The organism is Nibribacter koreensis, assembly GCF_039541795.1.
Classification (GTDB): Bacteria; Bacteroidota; Bacteroidia; order Cytophagales; family Hymenobacteraceae; genus Nibribacter; species Nibribacter koreensis.
Genome location: NZ_BAABGX010000002.1, coordinates 963,174 through 988,255, shown reverse-complemented (window position 1 = coordinate 988,255; position 25,082 = coordinate 963,174). Strand labels below are relative to the sequence as shown.

Annotated in this window: 21 protein-coding genes; 10 read left to right on the top strand and 11 right to left on the bottom strand. The window is 50.9% G+C overall.

Annotation, left to right across the window (positions count from 1 at the left end):
• The first annotated feature begins 204 nt into the window (after positions 1 to 204).
• The 3 genes from rpoN to ABD880_RS11450 all read left to right on the top strand — a co-directional run bounded on the left by rpoN (position 205) and on the right by ABD880_RS11450 (position 3,480).
• Positions 205 to 1,689: an RNA polymerase factor sigma-54 gene (gene rpoN, locus ABD880_RS11460; protein ID WP_345166060.1), complete on the top strand. Its 1,485-nt coding sequence runs from the start codon at positions 205 to 207 to the stop codon at positions 1,687 to 1,689.
• A gap of 136 nt (positions 1,690 to 1,825) precedes the next feature.
• Positions 1,826 to 2,446 (top strand): hypothetical protein, encoded by a 621-nt coding sequence (locus ABD880_RS11455; RefSeq protein ID WP_345166058.1) that lies wholly within the window; start codon positions 1,826 to 1,828, stop codon positions 2,444 to 2,446.
• Between the two features lie 527 nt (positions 2,447 to 2,973).
• Positions 2,974 to 3,480 (top strand): hypothetical protein, encoded by a 507-nt coding sequence (locus ABD880_RS11450; protein WP_345166056.1) that lies wholly within the window; start codon positions 2,974 to 2,976, stop codon positions 3,478 to 3,480.
• Between the two features lie 210 nt (positions 3,481 to 3,690).
• Here the strand turns inward: ABD880_RS11450 and ABD880_RS11445 are convergent, their stop codons facing one another.
• The 3 genes from ABD880_RS11445 to ABD880_RS11435 form a co-directional block, all read right to left on the bottom strand.
• Positions 3,691 to 4,158, bottom strand: coding sequence for a hypothetical protein (locus tag ABD880_RS11445; RefSeq protein WP_345166053.1), 468 nt, complete (start codon positions 4,156 to 4,158; stop codon positions 3,691 to 3,693).
• Positions 4,159 to 4,175: 17 nt separating this feature from the next.
• Positions 4,176 to 4,352: a hypothetical protein gene (locus tag ABD880_RS11440; RefSeq protein WP_345166050.1), complete on the bottom strand. Its 177-nt coding sequence runs from the start codon at positions 4,350 to 4,352 to the stop codon at positions 4,176 to 4,178.
• Between the two features lie 409 nt (positions 4,353 to 4,761).
• Positions 4,762 to 6,315, bottom strand: a complete 1,554-nt coding sequence (locus ABD880_RS11435; protein ID WP_345166047.1) for a M28 family metallopeptidase — start codon at positions 6,313 to 6,315, stop codon at positions 4,762 to 4,764.
• A 147-nt stretch (positions 6,316 to 6,462) separates the two neighbouring features.
• On the opposite strand from ABD880_RS11435, the gene ABD880_RS11430 reads away from it, so the two are divergent.
• From ABD880_RS11430 to ABD880_RS11405, 6 genes are all read left to right on the top strand, one after another.
• Positions 6,463 to 7,245, top strand: coding sequence for an enoyl-CoA hydratase/isomerase family protein (locus tag ABD880_RS11430; protein WP_345166045.1), 783 nt, complete (start codon positions 6,463 to 6,465; stop codon positions 7,243 to 7,245).
• A gap of 212 nt (positions 7,246 to 7,457) precedes the next feature.
• Positions 7,458 to 8,027 carry a DUF4142 domain-containing protein gene (locus tag ABD880_RS11425; protein ID WP_345166043.1) on the top strand — a complete coding sequence of 190 codons (570 nt, stop codon included), beginning with the start codon at positions 7,458 to 7,460 and terminating at the stop codon, positions 8,025 to 8,027.
• Positions 8,028 to 8,051: 24 nt separating this feature from the next.
• Positions 8,052 to 8,618 (top strand): DUF4142 domain-containing protein, encoded by a 567-nt coding sequence (locus ABD880_RS11420; protein WP_345166041.1) that lies wholly within the window; start codon positions 8,052 to 8,054, stop codon positions 8,616 to 8,618.
• Between the two features lie 56 nt (positions 8,619 to 8,674).
• The gene (locus tag ABD880_RS11415) at positions 8,675 to 9,346 is read left to right on the top strand and encodes a DUF4142 domain-containing protein (RefSeq protein WP_345166039.1); all 672 of its coding nucleotides are present in this window, start codon (positions 8,675 to 8,677) and stop codon (positions 9,344 to 9,346) included.
• Between the two features lie 63 nt (positions 9,347 to 9,409).
• Positions 9,410 to 10,090 carry a DUF4142 domain-containing protein gene (locus ABD880_RS11410; RefSeq protein ID WP_345166036.1) on the top strand — a complete coding sequence of 227 codons (681 nt, stop codon included), beginning with the start codon at positions 9,410 to 9,412 and terminating at the stop codon, positions 10,088 to 10,090.
• A 1,011-nt stretch (positions 10,091 to 11,101) separates the two neighbouring features.
• Positions 11,102 to 11,380 (top strand): hypothetical protein, encoded by a 279-nt coding sequence (locus tag ABD880_RS11405; RefSeq protein WP_345166034.1) that lies wholly within the window; start codon positions 11,102 to 11,104, stop codon positions 11,378 to 11,380.
• 186 nt (positions 11,381 to 11,566) lie between these two features.
• Here ABD880_RS11405 and uvrA read toward each other — a convergent pair whose 3' ends face one another.
• From uvrA to ABD880_RS11365, 8 genes are all read right to left on the bottom strand, one after another.
• A complete protein-coding gene (uvrA, locus tag ABD880_RS11400) occupies positions 11,567 to 14,611 on the bottom strand; it encodes an excinuclease ABC subunit UvrA (RefSeq protein ID WP_345166031.1) in 3,045 nt (1,014 codons plus the stop codon).
• Positions 14,612 to 14,792: 181 nt separating this feature from the next.
• The gene (locus tag ABD880_RS11395) at positions 14,793 to 15,494 is read right to left on the bottom strand and encodes a hypothetical protein (protein ID WP_345166028.1); all 702 of its coding nucleotides are present in this window, start codon (positions 15,492 to 15,494) and stop codon (positions 14,793 to 14,795) included.
• A gap of 283 nt (positions 15,495 to 15,777) precedes the next feature.
• Positions 15,778 to 16,896, bottom strand: a complete 1,119-nt coding sequence (locus ABD880_RS11390; RefSeq protein WP_345166026.1) for an alanine racemase — start codon at positions 16,894 to 16,896, stop codon at positions 15,778 to 15,780.
• 18 nt (positions 16,897 to 16,914) lie between these two features.
• Positions 16,915 to 19,656: a T9SS type B sorting domain-containing protein gene (locus tag ABD880_RS11385; RefSeq protein WP_345166023.1), complete on the bottom strand. Its 2,742-nt coding sequence runs from the start codon at positions 19,654 to 19,656 to the stop codon at positions 16,915 to 16,917.
• 204 nt (positions 19,657 to 19,860) lie between these two features.
• Positions 19,861 to 20,496, bottom strand: coding sequence for a PepSY-associated TM helix domain-containing protein (locus tag ABD880_RS11380; protein WP_345166020.1), 636 nt, complete (start codon positions 20,494 to 20,496; stop codon positions 19,861 to 19,863).
• A gap of 66 nt (positions 20,497 to 20,562) precedes the next feature.
• Complete coding sequence (locus ABD880_RS11375; protein ID WP_345166017.1) at positions 20,563 to 20,931, bottom strand: hypothetical protein; 369 nt, start codon at positions 20,929 to 20,931, stop codon at positions 20,563 to 20,565.
• A 547-nt stretch (positions 20,932 to 21,478) separates the two neighbouring features.
• Entirely contained in the window at positions 21,479 to 22,213 is a 735-nt protein-coding gene (locus ABD880_RS11370) for an LOG family protein (protein WP_345168066.1), read from the bottom strand.
• 350 nt (positions 22,214 to 22,563) lie between these two features.
• The gene (locus ABD880_RS11365; RefSeq protein ID WP_345166014.1) at positions 22,564 to 23,817 is read right to left on the bottom strand and encodes an ABC transporter permease; all 1,254 of its coding nucleotides are present in this window, start codon (positions 23,815 to 23,817) and stop codon (positions 22,564 to 22,566) included.
• Positions 23,818 to 23,923: 106 nt separating this feature from the next.
• Here ABD880_RS11365 and queA point away from each other — a divergent pair, with 106 nt between their 5' ends.
• Complete coding sequence (queA, locus tag ABD880_RS11360) at positions 23,924 to 24,970, top strand: tRNA preQ1(34) S-adenosylmethionine ribosyltransferase-isomerase QueA (protein WP_345166012.1); 1,047 nt, start codon at positions 23,924 to 23,926, stop codon at positions 24,968 to 24,970.
• Positions 24,971 to 25,082: the final 112 nt, after the last annotated feature.

The following is a 25,082-nucleotide window of genomic DNA, read 5'->3' as shown; positions in this document are numbered from 1 at the left end:
CAAGTATCACGTATCAGGACAAAGGTAACAGGTAAGCGTACAAAGTATGAAGTACTTAAAAAGAAAAGTCTTGCTACCTGATCCTTGCTACGTGATACCTCGCGCCCTTGGCACGAAATTCAAAATTAACCTTTTTTGCAAAGCCGTAGTAAAAAACCATAACTTTGGCCTAGTCCGCGCTTGTGGGGCCGGTGCCGTTCGCCTATGCAGAGACTTGACTTAAAACAGCTTTTATCCCAGAAACTATCACCCCAGCAGATACAGTTCATAAAACTGCTGCAGGTGCCTACCGCTGAGCTGGAGGCCCGCATCAAAGAAGAACTGGAAATCAATCCTGCGCTGGAAGAAGGTGACGTAGCCGATGATGCCCCCGCCGAGGAGGACACCTCCTCAGACGCGGACGAAGATTTCGACAATACCGAAGATGATTACGCCGAGGAGGAGATGCGCCGCGACGATGACGACGGCGACCTCAACCTGGAAGAATATATGAGCGATGATGACATTGCCGGCTATAAAATGCAAGGCGATGGTCCCGGCGAGGAAGAGGAGCGCGAGACGCCCATTGCCTTCACGGGTTCGCTCACCGACTCGCTCATGGACCAACTGGGCTTCCTGAACCTCAATGAGAAACAACAAGCCATTGGCGTGCAGTTGATTGGCAGTATTGACGAAGAAGGCTACATACGCCGTGACCTGCAGGCCATCTCCAATGACCTGGCCTTTTCGCAGAACATAGAAGCCAGCGTAGAGGAAATTGAAGATGTTCTGCGCCGCATCCAAGCCTTTGATCCGCCTGGCATTGCCGCCCGCGATTTGCAGGAGTGTCTGCTCTTGCAACTAGAGCGCCGCGACCCAGATGACATTACTGAGGTAGCGGAGCAAATCATCCATGACACCTTTGACGAGTTCACTAAGAAGCATTATCCGCGCATTCAGCAGAAGCTGGAGCTGGAGGACTATGAACTCAAATCGGCGATAGACTTAATCTTGAAGCTCAACCCCAAGCCCGGCGGTAGCGGGGGCGCTACGCGCGTGCAGTACGTGATTCCGGACTTTATCATCACCAATGAGGAAGGCCAGTTGCAACTGTCTTTGAACGCCCGCAACGCGCCAGACCTGCGCATCTCGCGGTCTTACGCCGACATGTTTGACGCCTATGACAAAAGCGCCAAGACAGACAAGAAGCTCAAGGAGACGGTCACCTTTGTGAAGCAGAAACTGGACTCGGCTAAGTGGTTTATTGACGCCATCAAACAGCGCCAGAATACCCTGTTGCGCACCATGGAATCCATCATGAAACGCCAGTATGAGTATTTTCTGGACGGCGATGAAAGCAAGCTGCGCCCCATGATTCTGAAAGACATCGCCGAGGACATCGGTATGGACATTTCTACCGTCAGCCGGGTGGCCAACAGCAAGAGCGTACAGACCGAGTTCGGGATTATACCGCTTAAGTTCTTCTTCTCTGAAGGCATTGCCACCGATGCCGGCGAAGAAGCCAGTAGTCGCGAGGTGAAGGCCATTCTCAAAGACATCATTGAGAAAGAGAACAAACGCAAGCCGCTCTCAGATGACAAGATTGAAAAAATGCTCAACGAGAAAGGCTATAACATTGCCCGCCGCACCGTGGCCAAATACCGTGAGCAGTTAAACATACCCGTAGCGCGCCTTCGCAAGGAGTTGTAAGCCAAATGGCTTACAACTCCTTGCGAAGGCGAATTAGAAATTAAAAATTAGAAATTATTTTTAACCAAATTTACGATTGAGCTAGAGCCGTTTCCTGCATGCCCCCATTCCTAATTTCTAATTTTTAATTAACGAAGTGAATCCCCGCCTCGCGCTGGTGCTGTCAGTGGTGTTTCATCCACTGCTGTTGCCATCGTACTTGTTCGCCCTGATCTTGTTCTACCTGCCGGTGGGTGCCTTGACGTTCCCGGTAGAAGGGCGGCGTCTGGTCTGGATTATGGTCTTTCTGACCACTTTCCTCATTCCAGGGTTGGGAGCGTATGCCATGCGGCGGGCGGGACAAATCTCATCCCTTACCTTAGAAAGCAGGGCAGACCGGCGCTGGCCCTTATTGTTTGCCGCAGCCTGTTACACGGTGACTACCGTCCTCTTTTACCGCCAGACCTACTTTGACGACCTGTTCTTTTACGTGATGGCCATCATCACGGCGTCTGTCTACATGACGCTGGTCATTAACCAGTTCTGGAAGATTAGCGCGCACGCCATTGGGGTAGGCGGGGCCTTGGGTATTCTGGTTTTGCTTTATGACTGGCTCCCAGAACCGCATTTGTTTTACCCCGCCGTTATAGGCATTGCCATTGCCGGAGCGGTTCTTTCTGCCAGGCTGGCGTTAGGCGCCCACAACACTAAACAAGTCTACACAGGCTTTATTCTGGGTTTTCTGCTAGGCGTGATTCTCTGGGGGCTTCCTTTTTAAAGCAGCTGTTTATATGAGACTCAGCTTTAGTTTAAATAAGAGTAACTACCATTACCTTCTTACAGCATTTTCCTTTCTTCTATTATTCCTCATAATAGTTGACGATTCCATAGCATATTTCTTCAAGAAGAAGTTTTATGAAGGGTTTATGCTGGTATGGCAAGTTATAGTTTACTCCTTTTGGAATATCCTATTGCTTTTCCTGTACTTGTTCAAAAAGGACTTCAGACAACTGGGTATTTTGTTTGGGATTTTGACCTTCATCACATTTTTAGGGTTCTTAGGTTTTAAAATTCCTTTGACTGTCCTTCCTCTAATCTCAATATTTCTAGGAGTTCATTACTTCAAACTAGCACATCAAAAGAAGAAATAGAACATTCATTAACCCTAGCTCTATAGATTCAAAATGAGTATATGATAGCTTCATCTGTTGAAATAAACACCCCTCTGCGCTCCCCTCAAGGGGAGAATCTGCTCTTATGCAACCGCCTGTCTAGTTCGCCCACAGGTTCCTTTCAGGAAGACAGATGAAATTGATTTACCTTAAGAAGAAACAGATTCTAATTAGTATCATTGGTAACATATTCCCTCGTATGAAGGTCAATGCATTTCTTAAGATTACCATTTTTTTATTCTCCCTTGGTGCATACTCAGCCTGCTCTGAAAATAAACTGCCCTCCAAATTTCAGTATTATAATGCCTCAAGAGATGATGTCAAGAGGTTTCTTGTTGGACAAAATATAAGAAAAGCTCACCAACTTCAGGTTAAACGATTAGAGTCAGATTCAGTAGAGATATCCTTTGTTCTTTGGCATTCTACAGACTGCCCGCTCGATGGTCTTATAACCCAAATAGAAGATACTATTTACATGAACATTGGAGCAAAATGCCCTCCGGATACTGAGGCATCAACCCCCTCTGCAGAAATCTTAAGGTTTGTATGGAGATTAAAGCTGAAGGACCCTGCTAAGTATACCTTCATACCAAGGAAAGCCGCCTCTGGCCAGACATGGCATATTCCTGTAAAGGAATAAATGGTTGACTTGAAGAAGTAAACGGTGACTCTGTTGAAAGGGATTACTATTACTTAATTGTACAAGAATTTCAACCAGCTTATATCCATTTTTAGCCTAATTCTCAGAAAAAAGTCTAAAAACGTAAAGGCCCTGAAGAGTTTTCTTCAGGGCCTTTACGTTTTATATGATGCTTGACTCAAGACTCAGAACTCGCGACTCAGGACTCTCTCAAAGACTTACTCCTTTGCGTTTGCCGGCTTGCCTGATGACTTCCCGGACGGTTTCCAGGTGCTCTTCTGGGACGTCCTCTAAATCGATTTCGCCGGTGTGGCCGGTAGAGAGGCGGTAGATGAGTTTGTTTGGCTGGACGCGCAAGAGGTGAATGTCTTCCCAGGGCAGAGTGTACGCGTCTTCATCTGGCTCTAGTTTGAGTTCTATCTGCTGGTCGTCTACCTGCACGTAGCTTTTGCCCACCGGGCGTCTTCTTCTAATCACCACCACCAGGTAAGAGATGCCCAGCGCCATCTGGACCAGCGGCAACAGGTAGTTGTGCCATTGGGCCTGCCCAGAAGCAAATTCGGTATAGACGCCTACACAGCCTACCAGCAAAAAGATGGCCGCCATGGCCGAGTATAGCCAGGACAGCGTGGATCTGTTCTCATTGGGAGGAGACAAGTTCAGGAAGAAGGACTCCATAGGGGTAAGCGGTTAGGTTATTTCTGTTTTCGGTTTCTAAGGGTGATGATGAACTTGAACACGACAAAGATCAAGAATCCTACGAAGGACAGCGCAGGCACCATGATGTTTGGATGCTCTATGTTGCGCATGAGAATCAAGAAGGAAACCACCAGCATGCCGTTTAAAAGCATGTTTGCGTTGCGAGTATTCATAAAAGCGTAATAGGGTAATTAGTAAAGATACACAATTACAAGATACGGTAAACAGTCAGTAGGAATTAGTTGACAGGAATCAGTTATTGCTGATTGATAACTAGTTAGAATGATGTTGAAGAGAAGATGTTCGTTTTTGGGCTGTTTTGCGCAAAAGAGGCTAAAACCGACCGGGTTCATCTCTTTGGATGCTTTCAAAGAAATCAGAATAGTATGCGAGGCGATAGCTAGGTGCAAGGACCCTTCCGCTTGTTGGTGAAAACACGCGACAAGGGCGGGAGAAAAATCCGTTTTTGGGCTGTTTTGGTGAAAAGAAGCCAAAAACGCCCCGTCCCCATTTACACTTCATCAAAAAGCCCGATGCTCTGGAAAGAACACCGGGCTTTTAGGTTATGATTAAAGCTAAACCTTATGACTGCGGCTTAGGCATGGGTTTGCGCGGCAGTTTCTCTGCGCGGTTGGCGGTCTGGTACACAAAGTTGGCCACAATTACAGAGGCTTGTTTTAGGTCCTCGGGCTGTAGTCTGTCATAGGTGTCCATGTTGGTGTGGTGGGTGCGGGTGTTGTACTCAATCTCATCCTGGATGAACTGGAAACCCGGTACGCCCAGCGCGTCAAAAGACAAGTGGTCGGTGCCGCCGGTATTGCGGTTGGTCACGGTAGTGGCGCCCATGGCGTTGAAGGGCTTCAACCACTCAGAGAACAACGGAGCCACGGCCTCATTGCCCTGCGTGTAAATACCTCTGATCTTGCCAGTACCGTTGTCCAGGTTGAAGTACGCCGAGATTTTCTCCTGTTGTGGCAACAAGGCCATCGTTTTGGTGTCACCTATGTACTTCTTGGCATAACCGCGGGAACCGTGCAGACCTTGCTCTTCACCACCCCAAAGCGCGATTCTGATAGTGCGCTTAGGCTGAAGGTTCAAGGCTTTGATAATGCGTACGGCTTCCATCATCACGGCCACGCCCGCGGCGTTGTCTGTGGCGCCGGTAGCGGCGTGCCAAGAGTCAATGTGACCGCCTAGCATCACTACTTCGCTTTTCAGTTTTTTGTCAGAACCTGGTATCTCAGCGATGACGTTGTAGCCTTGCGGGTCATCAGTTAAGAATCGGGTTTTGCTCTCTAGTTCTACTTCTACTGGAATGCCAGCGCTCAAAAGGCGGCTCATGCGGGACAGGTCTTCCTGGGCAATCTCAAACTCAGGCAGGGCCGGCTTGGCGTCCATGGCGTACGGTGCACCGTTGGTAGTAAAGAACGTACCATGTGAACCTCCGCGTGAACTTAGGATGGCGGCAGCGCCTTCAGAGAGAATCATCTCGTTCATCTTGGTTACAAATGCACGACGGGCACGCATCTGGGCCATACGCTCTTCGCTCATAGGTGCGCGTCCGGCAGTTGGAGCCACTGGCTCGGCCATCTTGTGCAGTTGCTCGTCGGTGTAGCGGTTGCCGTCGGCCTCAAAAGTGGTTTTGATAGGATTGGTGACTTCGGCCATCACAATCTTGCCTTTCAGCTTGCCGGCGTACTGGGCCAGGTCTTCTTCTTTGGTGGCTTTCACCAAGACTACCTGCCCTTTTACCGGACCGTTGGTGCTGGGCGTCCAGGCCTTGGGTGAGCCAATCATGGGCTGGTAATACGGCTTGGTCAGGGCCAGGTAGGATTTCTCTACTTCCCAGCCTTTCCCGAACGTTCCCCACGGCTCAATGGTGGCGTTCTTTAAGCCCCAGGAGGCAAGTTTTTCTTTGGTCCACTGGTTGGCTTTGGCCAGTCCGGTAGAACCCGAAAGGCGCGGGCCGTTCACGTCTGTGAGGTAGAACGCAATGTCCATCACCTGAGACTTCTGCAGTCCTTCCTGCTTGATTTTCTCTACGATGGCCGCGTCCAGCGGCTCGGCTTTTTGCTGGGCCATTGCCGGGAACGCCAAGAAAGCGGCCCCCAGCAAAAGGGTATAGGTTTTGTTCATGTTAGGTTGGAGTGGGATTAAGAAATTGAGATAGGAAAGAAACAGAAAAAAAGCACCAATGGCAACCCTTTGGCACTCCCAACCCAAATCTGTACTTTTGATAAAACCGTTTTTAGCCTACTTTTCATAAAACAGCCCAAAAACAACATGTCTGAGCAAATTCTACAATATAGCGTCACCAATGGCATAGCCACCATCATGCTCAACCGTCCAGAGGTATTCAACGCCTTTGACGACCAGCAGAGCTTTGAACTACAAGACGCTCTTAAGCAAGTAACCAGAGACGTGAACGTGCGCGTGGTGATTTTGACGGGTGTCGGCAGAGCCTTCTGTAGCGGCCAGGACTTGAAAGCCATTGCCGGCGCAGAAAAACGCTCTCTTGCAGACAGCCTGCACAAGCGCTACAATCCCATCATCAGGGCCATGCGCGAACTGCCAAAACCCATCATCTGCCGCCTGAACGGCGTGGCCGCCGGGGCTGGTTGTTCCCTGGCTTTGGCATGTGACTATGTAGTGGCCAGCACAGAAGCTAGTTTGATTGAAGTGTTTGTCAACGTAGGCTTGGTGTTGGATTCGGGTTCATCGTACTTCTTGCCGCGTCTGGTGGGCATGCGCAAAGCCTTTGAACTGAGCACGCTGGGCACAAAGGTAAAAGCCGATGAAGCCTTGCGACTAGGTTTGGTCAACCAAGTAGTTGCTCCAGAGGAACTGGATGCCGCCGTGCAAGAGATTGCCGAGCGTTATGCCAGTGCGCCTACCAAAGCCATCGGCCTCATGAAGAAGATGCTGAACAAATCCTTTGAGTCTAGCCTGGACGAAATGCTGGACTATGAAGCCTACTGTCAGGAGATTGCCGGCAACTCTGCTGACAACCGCGAGGGCGTGGCCGCCTTCAATGAAAAGCGCAAACCAGTCTTCACTGGTGAGTAAGCGTTTTTGGCCTGTTTTTGAGAAAACAAGCCAAAAACAAGAGAGCCCGCGTCTTGCAAAAGGCGCGGGCTCTTTCCGTTTAAATGTATACTGGTAAAATCACAACAATGCTCTTTGCAAGCAAGAAAACCGCCTATGAAAACCATCCTATGGCAAGCCCGTAAAAATAGCCAGCAGGTGAGACCTGTATGCCATTTGTACAAAATACCACTATGAAAAAAAGATTGTGTTTTCTCTTCAGCGGCGCCTTGTTGACAATATTGACCAGCTGTGGCGGTTCCTCAGACTCCACCTCTGTAGACGCTGCCGGAAAGCACAATGAAAAACTCCTGGAAACCACGGGCAAAGACGAGAAAGCCGGGTGGTTTGTAGCCGAAGTCACCAGCGGTGGCTTGCTAGAAGCAGAGCTGGGCCGGCTGGCTTCCAGCAAAGGCGCGTCTCCGCTAGTGCGCGAACTAGGACAAACCCTCCTCAACCACCACACGCAGGCCAACGCCCAGCTTAAGCAGATTGCTGATCTCAAGAACCTGGTAACGCCCACGCAGATGGGAGACGACCACCAGGACGAGTACAATGAGATCATGAGCAAGAGCGGCGCTGCTTTTGACATGGCGTACCTGAAGGCGGTCATGAAGGAGCACAAGCAGGCCATCAAAGATTTTGAGGACATGGCTGCTGAAGGAACAGACGTAGAATTGAAAGCCTTCGCCACCAAGAGCCTTCCTATGCTGCGGGCCCATCTGGCACAGGCAGAGCAAGTAGAAGAGCAACTAAACCCCTAATTCAAACAACCAATCAACAGCAGCATGATGAAAAAATGGATCTACACCCTTGGGGTGGCAGGCATCTTGTGCAGTAGCACCGGGTGTGCCACCTTGGGCATTGGCACAGACGGCACGCCCACGGGCACCGGCACTGGTACAGAAACGCAGTCTACCAAGCAGGCAGACCAAGCCTTTGTGACGGCCGCCGCCAGCAGCGGACAGCTAGAGCTACGATTAAGCGAGGTGGCGCTGCAAAAGGCGGTCACCATTGAGACGCGGGAGTTCTCCAGAATCATGGTGAACCATCACGGCAAAGCCAACAGTGAACTGCAAAGCTTAGCCCGCCAGCAAGACTTGTCGTATTCCACCACGCTACGGTCAGAGCACCAGGCCATCTATGACCGCGTGTCTAAACTAACGGGCGCCGCCTTTGAGAAAGCATATGCCACCGAGATGGAGGCCGTGCACCAGCAAGACGTAACCCTGTTTAGGGGAGCTTCACAAGGTAATTTAAACGTGTCTTTAAGTGGCTATGCCCTTAAGACGCTGCCGGTCTTGCAAGGACATGTGCGCCTGGCCACCCAATTGAAAAACGTATTAACTAAATAATTCCTCACAGGGAAGGTGTTGAGAACAGCACATTGACTACCATAAACACCAGCACTATGAGAAAGACAGGATATACCATTGGAGTTTTGGCCGCCGTAGCCCTAGGCGCGTGCAGCAGGATAGACGCCTCTACCTCTAATACGGTGCCTACCACAGACAGCCACACCGCCAGCGTTATGAACAAAAGCGATGCCGCCGGCGTCACCAAAGAGACCGGCAGTGCCGGCTACATGAACACGGGCACTGGGTCTGCCGTCTCCAACACCATGCTCTATGACAACCGCCCCTTAACAGAAGAGCAGTTTCTCACTGAGATGGCCAGCCGTAACCTCATGCAAGTGACCTTAGGGCAAATGGCCGTGCAAAGAGCCACAGATCCAGAGGTGAAGGAGTTTGGCCAGTTGATGAAAGACCACCACACCAAAGCCAATCAAGAATTACTATCTGTAGCCCAGGGCATGAACCTGGAACTGCCTACGGCCATGATGGCCCGGCATCAAAAGCTGGTAGAAAAGCTTGGCTCCATGACGGGCACCCAGTTTGACCGCAAGTATATGGATGCCATGGAAGAAGCCCACAAAGAAGACCTGGCCAAGTTTGAAATGGTGAGCAATGCGGCGGCTACCACCAGCGTGCGGGCCTTTGCCATACGCGCCTTGCCTAATCTGCGCGCCCATGGGCACAAGGCAGACCAGCTAGAAGATAAAGTAGAGAGAGCCGCCAACTAGCCAACTGCTAGTGCCTAAGAGAGAACCTGACGCACATTACACAAACACTAAAACACTACTTCTATGAAAAAATCAATGTTATTCTTTGCCGCCGGAGCCATGCTGTTTGGCGCCGCCTGTACCAGCACTACCACAGACTCTGACACCAACACCACCGCCGAAACCACCACAGACGCCACGGTGGCCAATGAAACTGCTTCGGGCGGCACCACTGGCTTGGGCGGCGGCGGAAACGCCACAGGTACAGCCACTGCTACCGGCGCCGGCAGCACGGCCAACAGCACTGGCATGCTAGACGCCGAGACGATTGCCAACATGGACGATGCCACCTTTATGATGACGGCCGCCAGCAGCAACATGCTAGAGATACAGGCCGGTAAGCTGGCCGCGCAAAACGCCTCCAACGCCGAAGTAAAACGCTTCGCGCAGATGATGGTAGACCACCACACCAAGGCCAACCAAGAGCAGATGTCCATTGCCTCACAGATGAACGTACAGCTGCCTACCGTTCTAATGCCCATGCACCAGACCATGCTGGACAAACTCAACAACAAAACCGGCAAAGACTTTGACGAGGCCTACATGGACATGATGGAAGTGGCCCATAAAATGGATATCGCCCTGTTTGAAGCCAAGAGCAACAACGCCCAGGCTCCAACCGTGAAGGCGTTTGCCACTAAAACCCTGCCTATGCTTAAGTCCCACCAAGACATGGCCACCAAGATTGAAGACCAGGTAGACTAAGGCATCGTTAGATATATTTGTTGAAGAGCCAACCAGTGTAAATTTGGTTGGCTCTTCGTTTTTGACCTGTTTTCTGGAAAATAAGCCAAAAACAGTTCTTGGCTAAGATGCTCTCAAGTCTTAAATAGCTCTGAGTCTTGAGCCCGAGTCCTGAATCTAGGTAATGGTGTTGGCCTCACCCCAACCCCTCTCCCTGCTGAGAAGGGCTTTTCTCTTTATGCGTTTTCGGGCTGTTTCCCGGATTTCAGGCCAAAAATGACAGGTCGGTTGTTTCCGGTTATCCGTTCCGTAGCGGCGTTATGTATAACGCCGTGTCCACTACGAAGAGACCAGGTGACGAACTGGTAGAGGCCTTAAACTCTGCCCATAAAGAGATTCTGGCGTAGGAAAGCTTATGATTTGGGTGCAGTGATCGTTGCATGGAGACGCGGCGTTATGTATTACGCCGCTACGGACAGGGCGCAAGCCCGGCCGGTCACGTGCGAGCAGATGGCTACAGCCGTGCGCAGCACGCGTGACGTCTGCACAACAGAAGCAGTCATTGCCTACCATCGACTAAATCCACCAACAAGCCTAAACCAAGCGCACCCGAATCAGCCTTGGTCCTGAGCGCCTCTGTTGTCTGTGCGCCGCGGGAGCGGAGGCAGGGACGAAGTCCCACAGACAACAGCAGTGCGAAGGGACAGGGCGGGGCCTCGCGGCCGTGAGCGCTTACCAGAACAAATGAAACAAGGCAAGAATTTCGCACCGGAAGAGAGAAGGAAGGTAAGAATAGCCAAATGCGTGCACACACCGGAACAGACGGCAATGCCAAGTGAACAGCCAAATGCATGCACCACAGAGCAGTGATGGATAGGAAAGTCCTACCCAGAAAACCAATGTAAATGTAAGGCTAGTGTCTTAGTGATTAGAGGAAAGAATTTTTCTACCCATAACAGAGATAAACCCCTGACCGAGGGTGTGGTATAAGCCCCAAATTATTTACCTTTGCCGCAACACATTACAAGATATATGAAAAAGATAATGCCATTTTTTGTGGCTGGTGCCTTATTGGTAGGCTCGGCTTGTAATACATACACAGCCTCTACAGACGTAGATGATAAAGGTACTGGCTATGGTTTAACTGATAATCAGGCAGGAACCGGTCATAACAGCAGTGACGCCGTGGCCGAAGCCAACAGCAAGGCCACGCTGGCCAACCCAGAAACGCAGTCTCCTAAAGACACTACGGCCGTTACAAAAGATACCACTGCCACTACTGCCAAGAAAGACACCGCCGCTAAGAAATAGTCTTTGGTTTCCTCTGGCCAAGACTTTTCAAAAGGAGCCATTTTAAAGTCTGACCTAGCTGTCTACTGCCAAGGCGATATTCCAGCGAAATCATCCTTAAACAGAAAGCCCTCTCCGCACACGTGCAGAGAGGGCTTTCTGTTATCTTCGTTTTTGGCCTGTTTTCAGAGGATCAGGCCAAAAACGCTAGTCGGTCTTCTTTTTACGGCCGGGTTTTTTCTTCTCCGTAGCCGCGGCAGGTGCAGCAGAAACATCTGCCGTTTCCTCTTTCTTCTTGCGGCCTCTGGGCTTCTTCTCCTTTACCTCATCGGTTGGCAGGTCGTCAAAGGCTTCTTCTACCTCTTCTTCTACAAACACAGGCGCGTCAATGTAGTGGCTGGTGCTGAGCTCATTTTTCAAGAAACGCGACGTGTGGCCTAAGCCGGTGGCGGCTACTTCCTCGGGCGTGCCCTGGGCCACAATGCTTCCGCCTTTGGCGCCGCCCTCGGGCCCGATGTCAATCACATGGTCAGCTACTTTAATCAAGTCCATGTTGTGCTCAATAATAAGCACGCTGTTGCCTTTGTCCACCAGACGGTTCAACACATCAGAGAGATGCTCAATGTCCTGGAAATGCAGACCCGTGGTAGGCTCATCCAGAATGTAGAGCGTGCGGCCCGTGTCTTTCTTGGAAAGCTCCGTGGCTAGTTTCACGCGCTGCGCCTCACCACCCGAAAGCGTGGTAGCCTGCTGGCCAAGGGTGATGTAGCCTAAACCCACATCATTCAGCGTTTTGATTTTGCGCAGGATTCTAGGCTGGTGCTCAAAGAACTCTACGGCCTGCTCCACGGTCATGTCCAGAATATCTGTCACCGACTTGCCTTTGAAGCGAACCTCCAGCGTCTCGCGGTTGTAGCGTTTGCCTTTGCAGGTCTCACACGGCACGTACACGTCTGGCATGAAATTCATCTCAATGGTGCGCATACCGGCTCCCTCACAGGTCTCACAACGACCGCCTTTCACGTTGAACGAGAAACGACCCGCCGCATAGCCTCTGATCTTGGCCTCGGGCATGGACGCAAACAAGCTTCTGATCTCGGTGAACACCCCTGTGTAGGTGGCTGGGTTAGAGCGCGGCGTACGGCCAATCGGGCTTTGGTCTACCTCAATTACCTTGTCAATGTGGTTGAGGCCTTCAATGCCTTTGAACGGAAGCGGCTCACGCTTGGCGTGGAAGAAGTGCTTGTTGAGGATAGGGTAGAGCGTGTCATGAATCAACGACGACTTACCGCTCCCCGAAACCCCGGTCACGCAGATGAGTTTGCCCAAAGGCAGTTCCAACGTCACGTCTTTCAGGTTATGGCCGGTGGCGCCGCGCAGAATCACGCTCTTGCCGTTGCCTTCACGCTTCTGACGGCGTACTGGAATACCTCTTCTGTAGCTTAAGTAGTCAGCAGTAGTGGTACCGCTTTCCATCATTTCTTGGGGTGTGCCGGCGGTTACAATCTGCCCGCCGTGAATACCTGCGCCCGGACCGATGTCCACCACGTAATCGGCGGCCAGAATCATGTCTTTGTCATGTTCTACTACCACCACGGAGTTGCCCAAGTCACGCAAGTCCTGCAAAGCCTTGATCAGTTTCTCATTGTCGCGCTGGTGCAGGCCAATGCTGGGCTCATCCATGATGTAGAGCACACCCACCAACTGCGTACCAATCTGCGTAGCCAAACGTATCCGTTGGCTTTCGCCGCCAGACAACGTGCGCACGGAGCGGTGCAAATGCAGGTACTCCAACCCTACGTCTACCAAAAAGCCAATCCGTTTGCGAATCTCTTTCAGGAGTTCGCGCGCGATCAGGTTCTGGCGGTCATTGAGGCGGTCTTCCAGGTTGGCTATCCAGTCAGCGAGCTGTTGGATGTCCATCTCAGAGAGTTGTCCAATGTGGGTGTTGTCCAGTTTAAAGTGCAGGGATTCTTTTTTCAGGCGGTAGCCGTTGCACTCAGGGCAGGTGCTTTGTTGGGTGTATTCCTGAATCCAGGCGCGTACGTTGTCAGAGTCAGACTCCAGTTGTTTTTTGAGGAAGTTGATAACACCTTCAAATACGAATGGCTCTTTCTTGCCCTTTGGGTCTTCCTCTTCAAAACCGTACATCAATTGATGCCAAGCCTCTTCGGGGATGTCCTCAATGGGAGCCATTAAAGAAAGCTTGTGGCGTTTGAGTAAGGCCTGTATCTGTGAGAAAATCCAGATGTCGCGGTACTCGCCCAAGGGCGCAATCCCGCCCCGGCTGATGCTCACGCTCTTGCTGGGGACAATGGATTCCTCGGTCAGTTCCTGGATTTCGCCTAGGCCATTACACACCGGGCACGCACCGTACGGCGAGTTGAAGGAGAAGGTGTTGGGCGCCGGGTCATCATACGCGATGCCTGTGGCCGGGTCCATCAGGTGACGGGAGTAGAATTGCGTCTCGTTGGTGTCGGCGTCCATGGCCAGGGCGGTGCCTTTGCCGTGTTGCAATGCGTTCTGGATAGAGGTGGACAGGCGGTAGCGGTCCTCGGCAGAGGGCACCAGCTTGTCAATCACAATCTCAATGTCGTGGATTTTGTAGCGGTCCACCTGCATCTTGGGCGTGAGTTCCACCAGTTCGCCGTCAATGCGGGCGCGCAGGAAACCCATCTTTCTAATCTGCTCAAACAGCTCGCGGTAATGGCCTTTCCGGCCTTTCACCACGGGGGCCAGAATGATGGTGCGCTTGCCGTTGAAGTACTCCAAAATGTGGTTCACAATCTGGTCATCACTCTGCTTGACCATCTTCTCACCGGTCTCATAACTGAAGGCCTCGGCGGTACGGGCGTACAGCAGGCGCAGGAAGTCATAAATCTCAGTGATGGTGCCCACGGTAGAGCGGGGGTTGCGCGAAGTGGTTTTCTGCTCAATAGAGATTACCGGCGAAAGCCCTTCAATCTTGTCTACGTTGGGACGTTCCATGCCCCCCAGAAAGGAGCGGGCGTAAGCCGAGAAGGTCTCCATGTAGCGGCGCTGGCCCTCGGCGTAGATGGTGTCAAAGGCCAGGGAGGATTTACCAGAGCCCGAGATGCCCGTGAAGACCACCAACTCATTGCGCGGTATCTTAAGGCTGATGTTCTTGAGGTTGTGTTCCCGGGCGCCATACACTTCAATGAAGGGCACATCCACGGTGGTTGAGGTATGTTTTTTGGCTACCTGCGTAGCATCCGTATCTTTTGGCGTCATCCGATTTGGTTCGGTTTAAAGAGCAAAGGTAGGCATTCCCGCGCTACCATGGCACCGGGCAATCCATCTCTTCTTAACCGAATTTGTAAAGGAATAGTTTAGCGGAAGGTGGTTGTTCTTCGGGAAGACGGGCAAAGGCGTTTTTGGCCTGTTTTGAGGAAAAGAGGCTGAAAATGGGAGGCTAGTATTTACTTGGGGGAGGGGGAGGAGGTGGCGGATCTGGAAGTGGAGGAGGTGGAAAGAAAGAATTTATTAACTCTGGACGAGCCAGAAATGGAGCCATCAAACTGTCTTCGTTCAGTTTGTTTGCAGTGACTTTTAATTTTTCTGATTCTGTAAGTCGATTAAACAGCTCAGTCACATGTATGAAGGCAGGAATCCCAACCATGTTGTTGTAAGCAAAAACCTGTTCAGCAGAATCAGTTTTTAGTCTAACATAAAAGACTTGAAAATCAATTCTGCGCAGATGTCTTATTTCATCTAACCTGCCATTCCTACCTGCGTCTTCTATTTTCTTCCTTTTTAATGTTTCCTTCAAGTAAAAATTTTTAAAATCAAACTGTAATAATTGGTTTGCAAAGCCAATAAGCAGCGTGTCTGAATTCAGGTTTGCTATAATAGTATCTTTTTTGAACCTGTCGAATTCGGGCAAGAAATACTCTGCAAACTTTTTCCTATAAATTGATGCCCTGTTATTTGCGAAGTCAAAATGGACATAAGCCCAGATTCCATGATGCGGATTTACAGCTGTAGCAGAATCAACAATGCCAGATTCCATAATTGTAATGGACTGAATAACTGGCCTCGCCTTTTCTGTGTGAGGTGTACAGCTAACAATAAGGCCAAGGGCGGAGAAGCAAAGTAAAAGTCTTGTGCGCATCATGTGAATAGGCAAGAAGTGTTTTTGATTAGATGCGTTTGTGGTCTATTTTCCATAAAGCAGGCTAAAAACGATTACCTCACTTTTGTCATCTTGGAAAGATCTTGTGGGCAAGCTATAGTACCGTTTATTTGAGCGCCTGTCTAGTTCGTTACCAAGATCCTTTCAGGATGACAGAGAGGGAACGAGGAGCTAGGCGACCAAGATGAGCCAGCTTCATAATTGTCAGATCCCATAGATGCTAGACCTAGTAGTGTGCGAAGCTCCTGCGAGTGTCTCTCTGTCCTTACAATACTATGCCGCTCAAATGCTCCAGCCGTTCACCGGTCAAGGTCAAATAACTCCTGGCAACATCTGCCGTCAAACAAGAGTGCACTGGTAACACACCCACCAAACCGCCTTGCTGGAAATGGTGCATCAATGCTGGCGTGGTGCGAACAATGCCGTGCTCCTGAGAGAGGGAGACCACCGCCGTATCTGCCAGAGGTTCACCCCAACCATTCTCGGTCAAAGGCACTACCAACCCGAAGATATTGCCGTCAGGCAAAGGCAGGACGTCTTTGGAGAAATGCACGGAGCCACCATAGAGAATGACTTCGTTGCGGTTTGGGTGCAGAGCTACCACGGGGCAAGCCAGCGCAACGGCAATGTCCTGCAGTTGGCAGGAGCCAATTTGGTGCTGGGTGAGGTCATAGAAAACGTAGTTGCCGGGGCGTATCTCATCTATGCCAGCAAAATCTTCCATGACACTGCAACACGGCGTGTCACCGATGGAAAGTTGCAGATTTGGCCAGTCACCTAGGTAACGTTCTTTCAAGCCGCGCATCTTGTCCAAGGTCTGCTGATGCACGGCGGCAATCTCCTCTTTTCCTCTGGCTTTGTAGGAATGCCCAGCGTGCGCCAGAAATCCTTGGAACGTATGCGCCGAGGGTTGCTTCAATTCATTCAAAATCAAATCCAGCGTAGCAATGTCTTCAGCTTTGATGCCAGTGCGGCCGTACCCAGTGTCTGCCTTAATCCAGATATTTACTGGGGTTTGCAGATGCTCGCGCAGGAAAGCCACATCGTCCGAAGACGTGATCACCAAGCCCAACGTAACCTGTTGAGCCAGTTCCTGAATTTGAGGTAATTGACGACGGTTCAAGGGAAAGGCCACCGTAATATCCTGCCAGCCATGCCGGGCAAAGTACTGCGCCATCTTCACAGAAGAAACCGTGATGGCGGTGGTGCCGACTTCCCTAAACCATTCCCCTACCTGCCAGCTTTGGTGCGTCTTAAAATGCGGGCGCAAATGCACCCCGGCGCGTTGGGCTTTCTGGGCCATGCGCTGGATGTTGGCCTTGGCAATCTGCTCATTCAGGAGCAGGGTAGGTTCAGTAATTTGGTCAAGGGAAATGTTAGCCATACCGTAAAGCAACAGAATTTACCGGACAATCTCCACCCAACCTTTGAGCAGGCGGCCGTCCTGGTTATTGGCTAAATGGTAATAGTACACCCCGTCAGAAAAGCCCTTTCCTTCCCATTCATTTCTATAGTCCTTGGTGTAATAGACCCGCTTGCCCCAGCGGTCATAAACAGACAGTTCCCAGCGAACGGCATCGGTGGTATTCTTTGGATTCAGCAAGCCCATAATGAAGAAGTTGTCATTGATGCCATCGCCGTTGGGCGTGAAGATGTTGGGAATGAACAAGCCGGCTACGCAATCTTTTGCCTTTATGGTGATGGCATCAGACTCAATACAGATGTCCTGCAAAGAGACCGTGACGCGGTAGGTGCCGGGTTTGGTTACATCCAAAGTGGCATTAGTAGAACCGTCAGACCATTTGTAAGTCACGTCAGGCAGTGTCTGGCCAATGGTCAGTACATCGCCGTTGCAAATGGTGGTATCATTGCCCAGTTCAATGGTTGGGGGATTCAGGTAATAGACTTTTATCTCGTCGCGGGTGGTGCAGTTGAACTCATTGGTCACATCTACCCAATACGTGCCGGGCGCATTGACAAGCAAGGTGGGTTGCGTAGAACCGTCTTTCCATTTGTAGGTGGCGTTGGCGCGTGCTGCGTTAAGAAGCAGCGTCTGGCCTTCGCACAGGGTAGTGTCCTTGCCTAGGTTAACTACCGGTAATGGGTTGAAAAGCACGTTCACCTCGTCTCTGGAGGTACATCCGTTGATAGTGATATCCTGCCAGTACGTCCCGCTTGCTGTGGGTGAAATAGTAGCCGAAGTAGCGCCCGTGGACCATTTGTAGATAGCACCGGTTTGCGCAGTGCCTAAGGTGAGCGGGTCATTGGTGCACAGCACGCGGTCCGGCCCCAGGTTGACGATGGGCAATGGTTTGTATGTTACCGTGACTGCGTCTGTAATGGAGCAGCCATTTGGGCTGGTGACAGTGACTTCATAGCGGCCTGGTTTGGTCACCGTAAAGGAATTCTTGGTGCTGCCATCCTGCCACCTAAAGGTAGCGCCGGCGGCGTTGGTGGGCAAAGCGTCCAGTACCATAACCTCTCCTTCACAGAGCTCTTTGTTTGGTCCCAAATCAAAGGCGGGTACCGGAAGCAAGGAGATGACTACTTCGTCTGTATTCACGCAACCCGTTGCCGAGGTCACTTGCACAGAATAAGTGCCCGGGGTAGAGGTGGTGAGAGTGGGCGTGGTGAGGCCGTTGCTCCAGAGGTAAGAAGTAGCGCCTGCCACGGTGGCATCCAGCGTTACGGGCGTGCCCGGGCAAATCTGGCGGTCTAGCCCCAGGTTTACGTTGGGCAAGGGGTTCACTACAAATTCAATGGTATACTCCTCTAAGGTGTTGATGAAGGTGCGGGTAAGCTTGACTTTGTAGGTGCCCGGCGCGGAGAATCTATGCTTGCCAATGGCTTGGGTAGAAGTGTTCAAGACGCCTGAGGCTGGGTCCCCAAACTCCCAAAGCGTGGACAGGGGCGCCGGGGCGTTGGGCGCCACGTTCAGTTTGAAAGTGGTCTCCTCGCCAAAGCAAGTGTTGGTCATTTTCAGCTCGCCGTCATAGTAGAAAAAGCTCTGCACAAACACCGGTAGGCCACACATGCTAATGCCCCCGCCCAAGTCCACGCCTTGATCTACGTACTGGCAGGCCGCGCCCAAGGCATTGGGCTGATGGATCACGCCCAGGTGTTTGCTGGTAGGCCGGGCCACGTAGATCTTTCCGTCTGGGCCTATCTGCAAGCTTCCGCCTACGTAGCGCTGGGCGCCGTCCTGGCCAATGTTGGCAATGCGCACCGCAGAGGAGGCCACCAAGGCCGGACTGCCCGCCAAAAGATTGACCTGCATCAAGTCTATGTTGCCAGAAGTGGTGTAGTAGAGCTTAGACATGTCCGGAGAAAACTCAACGCCATACCCGTTAAAAAAGCCATTGATGGCAATGGGGTTGAAGATGGTTCCCGTTGAGGCGTTAAAGTCATACACTTCTACGCCTACGCCAAAAGAGGCCACCGCCAGTCGGCGGCCGTCTGGAGATGCCTTCATACAACCAATGGCTGTGGTATTAGCATTCTCTGCTTTGTGAATCTTGCCTGTCTGGCTGATGACAGGTTGTGTCTGTACACCGTTTTTAGTGACCAGAAACGTTTTGAAGGTGTTGGTGCCGTACTCGTGGCAAATCACCCAGATGTCCTGCCGGTTGGCGTGTTGCACTGCCGTGACCATCTCAGAGACGGGCGCCGCCAAAAACATGTTCTTCTCTATCACCTGTCCCTTGCCGCCATACAAAGACATGTCTACGATGCTGTACCTGAGGCCGTTTGGTTGCGCGTTGTTGGCATTAGTGAAGATGTAATACCGCTGGGGCTGGCCCGGCGCCGGGACCACCACTGCGGCCTGCGCCGTAGAAGAGTGACCCATTAACCCAGTGCCGTCTGCCATTACCTTGTGGTCATGACTCCAAACGGTGATGCCATCTGTGTAAAAAAGCAGGTTGCCCTGCGCATCCGAGATAGAGGCACAGCCCTCAGAGGTATTCATGGCGCTGTTGAGCAAGGGCTTAGGACTACCAGAGCTAAAATCCAGCGCAGCGTTATTCCCGAAGTACCAATACGTGCCCTGCCCCTGGGCAAAAGCGCTTTTAGGTACACAACAGAGCAGACAGAAAAAGGCCAAGACGCCGCCAACCAGCAACCTGGAAAGAACAGATGAACGCACAAAAAAGGGTTTAGATAGAATTGGGGAGGCAAATCTAAGAAAGCCAAAGGGGAATTAAAATAGCCTGAGGAAGCTATTTGTATCACAGCCTCAGTTACTTACGCTTTTAGCCTCATTTCCAGAAAATAGCCCCAAAACGACTTGTTAGGCTTTTGTGGATTTTTCCCTGAAACAGGAATGATGCACAGGCTAAAAATCTGGATGCTAGTTGCCTCTGAGTGGTCTGGCTGGTCTATGGACGGTCGTGGTAGGGGAGAGAGAAGCGGAGCTGCCCTGCTTCATGCGTTTGGGCCCGTACCACAACCAGAAACCCGTGATGGTGAAGATGAGCAAGGCCACGCCCATGATGGTGCTGTAAATGACTTTGAGCGTGCCACTGTCAACGCCGAAGATGCGGTCCAGAATAGAACCGTCGTGCAGGTTCTCAATGAAGTCGGCGCGGCGGGTTTCTAGGTGCAGGACTTTGCCCGTGGCCGCGTCTAACTGTACGCCCAAATATTCTTCCACAAACAGAAACTTGACAGTGCCTTTGTCTGGTCGCATGTCAATGCGGTCCAGGGTGAGCATGGTAGTGTCCATGCCTAGGGAGTCTTTTACCGCTTTAAAGGCATTCTGGGTGAGGCTGTCCACAGGGAGCCAGTCTTGCAGGTTGGTAGACGTGCCGGTATAGGTTTTGGCCAGAATTAGGCCGCCCGTGTGCTTCTTCCAACCCAGCAGCAGTCCCGTGATGGAGATCACAAAAAAGAACACAAACAGCAGAGCCCCCGTGAGCCGGTGCACTTTTCTGAAGTCACGCAGAACGCGCGCCTGTTTCTGTCTTTTGGTACTGTCTATGCTCATGGAGAGTAAAGGCGGCTTTAGTGGTTAACGCAAAAACCGCGTCTTTCATGCAAAGATGGTAAACATCTAAGAGATCCATTGCTGATCAGCCCTTTTTATGACCCATTTGTGCTTTACCTTCTCTACCGTTAATACTTCGCCCATGCCGCAGGTACCACCGCAAAAGAATTCATAATATAGCCAGGCTTTGGTCTGATCTTGATTATAGATCGCTTTTGAGAACTGCATGCGGCCCACTTCGCAGTTGTTCTTATCCTGTTGATAATCCTTTATATCAGCTACTTTGAACGTGCAGGTTGAAAAGTCCTTGGCGGTGAATTCTTTCTGCTGGGTTTGCAGGGTATAGAGATAATGAGGTTTCCAATCCGGTGCTTCAAAACCGAAGTGACGCCTAAAAAACTGTTCTGTGCTGTCTTTCGCGTAATATCTAAGCATGTCCTCAAAGTGGTGCTTGCCATTCCAGGTGGTGTCAAGGTAAAGCGTACACCATTTTTCTGGCCGTTTAAAAATGGCTCGCTGGCGTTGGCCGTACAAGGCATACACCTTTCTGAGTTTTTCATAGGTCCTGATTGAGTCTTATGGTTCATATAAGTTATGTATCTTACTTACAGAGTCTGCAAAGCTTCTACCCAAATATCCTTGAGAGTTGTTTTCTATTAGCGCTATCAAGACGTCATTATACAACTGCAAATTGGGATTGCCAGTCTGGTACGTGCACTCCTTTAAACTCAGTTTAGGCGGCTGGGGCTGTTTGCAGGAAAGTATGAGCAGGAAGCCAATCGAGAAGAGTAGCGCGTTTCTCATAGGAGCGAGGTAGTTGAATGCTTGGAAGATGCGCAGATGACTATATTTCCATAAGTAAGCCGAGTTTATTTCTGAGCATCATTCATGCGCCTAAAACCAAAAGAGCCCGAAGACTTTCGTTTTCGGGCTCTTTTCTGGAAAACAGGCCAAAAACGGCCGTGTCTTGTAAATGCTTCTCCTAGAAGTTGGGAGACAACAGGTACTTGCTGTAGAAATCGTCAATCACCTTTACGGCGTCGGTGGCGTTGTCTACCAGGTGTACCAGGTCCATGTCTTCTGGGCTGATGTTGCTTTCCTGCTCCAGCATCACCTCCTTGATCCAGTCAAACATGCCCTGCCAGTATTTCTTGCCTACCAGCACAATCGGGAACTTGCCAATCTTCTTGGTCTGGATTAACGTTATAGCTTCAAACAACTCGTCCAATGTCCCAAAACCGCCGGGCATGCCAATAAAGCCCTGGGCATATTTCACAAACATCACTTTGCGCACAAAGAAGTAGTCAAAGTTGATGAGCTTGTCTGGGTCAATGTAAATGTTATTGAACTGCTCAAACGGCAAGTGGATGTTCAAGCCCACAGAGCGTCCGCCCTCTGAGTGCGCGCCTTTGTTACCAGCCTCCATAATGCCCGGGCCACCGCCCGTGATCACGCCGTAGCCGTGGCGCACCAGTTTGGCGGCAATCTCTTCGGCCATGATGTAGTACGGGTTGTCTGCCTTGGTACGGGCAGAACCAAAAATAGACACGCACGGTCCAATCTTGGCCATCTTCTCAAAGCCCTCCACAAACTCAGACATCACCTTGAAGATCTGCCAGGAGTCGGCTATTTTAATTTCATTCCAGTTCTTGTCTGTGAATGCCTCTCTAATGCGCTTGTCATCTTCAGAGATCTGGGGAACCTCGCGCTTGGCCATCTTCTTAGCCTCATGCAAAGAGGATACTTTGTTGTCATTGGCGTCTGGCTGGACAATGGTCTGACCACTGCCCACGTTGCTTACCTCGTCTTGCAACTTGGTCTTGCTGGTTTTTCTCAACTTCGTCATAATATCAATCAATCGTTTTTGCCCTCTTTTCTGGAAAACAGCCAGAAAACGGAGCGGGTACTAAATAGGATGTATGCCCTTTAACAAGAGAGCGGTTGTGTACAGAATAGAGGTCTGTAAGCCTTTAGAACAGGACTGCCTGGCGCAAAGTAAGAGACGCAGAAACGGGCCGGACCTTTTTTAAGATCCAGTAAAAGCGACGCTCACTAAGATCCAGGATTTTATTTTGACCGGATGGCCACCACGGGGTCAAGATGGGAGGCAATCACCGCCGGAATGATACCCGACAATACCCCAATCACGACCGATACGCCCAGCCCTAAAAATATGTTGCCGGGCGTAAGGATTATCTCCAGAGAGCCCGTAGGGATGAACGTGATCAAGGACACCAGCAAGATGCCCACGCCCCCGCCAATCAAACTCAGGAACACAGACTCAAATAAGAACTGGAACAAGATGAAAAAGTTCTTGGCCCCCAGTGACTTTTGAATGCCTATGATGTTGGTGCGCTCCTTTACAGACACAAACATGATGTTGGCTATGCCAAAGCCCCCCACTAGGATGGAGAAGCCGCCAATCACCCAGCCGGCCAGCCCAATGATGGAGAACAGGTTGCTGATCTCATCCTGCATCATCTCTGAGCGGTTAATGGCAAAGCTGTCATTCTGGTAGGGCTTAAGGCCCCGTATGGTGCGCATCTTGCCGCGTACCTCATACTCCAGGTTCTGTAAGCCCGGGTCGTCTATTTTTCCTTTCACCATCAAGGACGGTTGCACGCCCCTGGGGCCGCCGGCAAACATCTTCCCAAACGCGCCAAACGGCACATAAGAGTTCTTGTCATTGGTGGGCAGGCCTTCAAACAGCCCGGCGCCTTGTTTCTCCATGATGCCCACCACCGTAAAGCGCTGGCCCATCACTTTAATGGTCTGGCCCAGACCGTTGCCTTGCGGGAACAGGTTCTCTGCCACCTCATGGCCAATGATGATTACGTTGCGGGAGCCTTCTACCTCTTGCTGGGTAAAATAGCGGCCCTCTACAATGGGCACTTCGGCCACCTGGTTAAAGTTTAAGGACACGCCCTGCATCATGATGCCGGTCATGCTGTTGTTCATGTGCTTGAAGGTGTTGCCGCCCCGTCTGGAGACAATGGCCACGCCCTCTGCATTCTCCAGGGTCTCTTCCAGGTAGCGGTACTCGCGCACCGTGGCCGGCGGACGCTTCATGTACTCCCACCAGGGCATGTCATCGCCCTTAAAAATCCAGGGCCATTTCTCAATGTAGATGATGCGCTCGCCCACAAAGCTCATGCTCTGCCTAATGCTGCGCTCTAGAGAGTCCACCACCGTAAATACAGAGATGATGGCAAAAATACCTATGGTCACGCCCAGCAAGGAAAGAAGCGTGCGTAACAGGTTGGCCTTCAGGGCCTGCATCGCAAAGCGTACACTTTCAAAAACTAGCCGTAAATAGATCATTCTACTCCTTAAGTTAACTTAGTTGGCTAAAAGTAAAATAAATTAAGACAATCTGCCTACCTTTGCCCTCTATTTTTGTAGATATTTTAATACCGTAATATTAAATATGAAGTTATCTGAGTTTAAGTTTGACCTGCCCGAAGGTCTGTTGGCCACGCATCCAGCCGCCAACCGCGACGAAGCCCGCATGATGGTGCTACACCGTGACAGTGGTAAGATTGAGCACAAGATCTTTAAGGACGTCATTGGTTATTTTGACGAAGGTGACGTGATGGTGACCAACAACACCAAGGTGTTTCCGGCGCGCATGTACGGCAACAAGGAGAAGACCGGCGCCAAGATTGAGGTGTTCCTGTTGCGTGAGCTAGACAAGCGCATTCACTTATGGGACGTGCTAGTAGACCCGGCCCGCAAGATACGGGTAGGCAACAAACTCTACTTTGGGGACAGTGACCTGGTAGCCGAAGTGATTGACAATACCACCTCCAGAGGCCGTACCATCAAATTCTTGTTTGACGGCACAGATGAGGAGTTCTACAAGACCATCCATGACCTGGGCGAGACGCCGCTGCCTAAATACATCAAGCGCGAGCCAGAGCCAGAAGACCAGGAGCGTTACCAAACGGTGTACGCAGAGATCACGGGTGCCGTGGCTGCCCCAACCGCCGGTCTGCACTTTACCAAAGAGGTTTTGAAGCGTCTGGAGCTGAAAGGCGTAGACGTGGCCCCGGTAACCTTGCACGTGGGACTGGGTACGTTTAGACCCGTAGACGTAGAAGACCTGACCAAGCACAAGACAGACTCTGAGCAGTTCTTTGTAACAGAAGAGACCGCCGCCATGGTGAACCGCGCCTTGGACAACAAGAAGCGCGTATGTGCCATCGGGACAACTACCATGCGCGCCATGGAGTCTTCTGTGTCTGCCAACAACCGCCTAAAGGCCAATGAAGGCTGGACGGATAAGTTCATCTTCCCGCCGTATGACTTTAAAATAGCCAACAGCCTCATCACCAACTTTCACATGCCAGAGTCAACGTTGTTGATGATGGCTGCCGCCTTTGGAGGATATGACCTGGTGATGGAAGCCTACAGAACCGCCATCAAAGAAGAATATAAGTTCTTTAGCTACGGTGACGTGATGCTGATTCTCTAATACTTTCGTTTTTAGCCTCTTTTGGCCAAACCAACCCAAAAACGCCTTGGCCTGTGTCAAGGCGTTTTTGTTTTTTTAGAAGGGTGGGTTTGGTGGTTGAAAAATTAAAGGC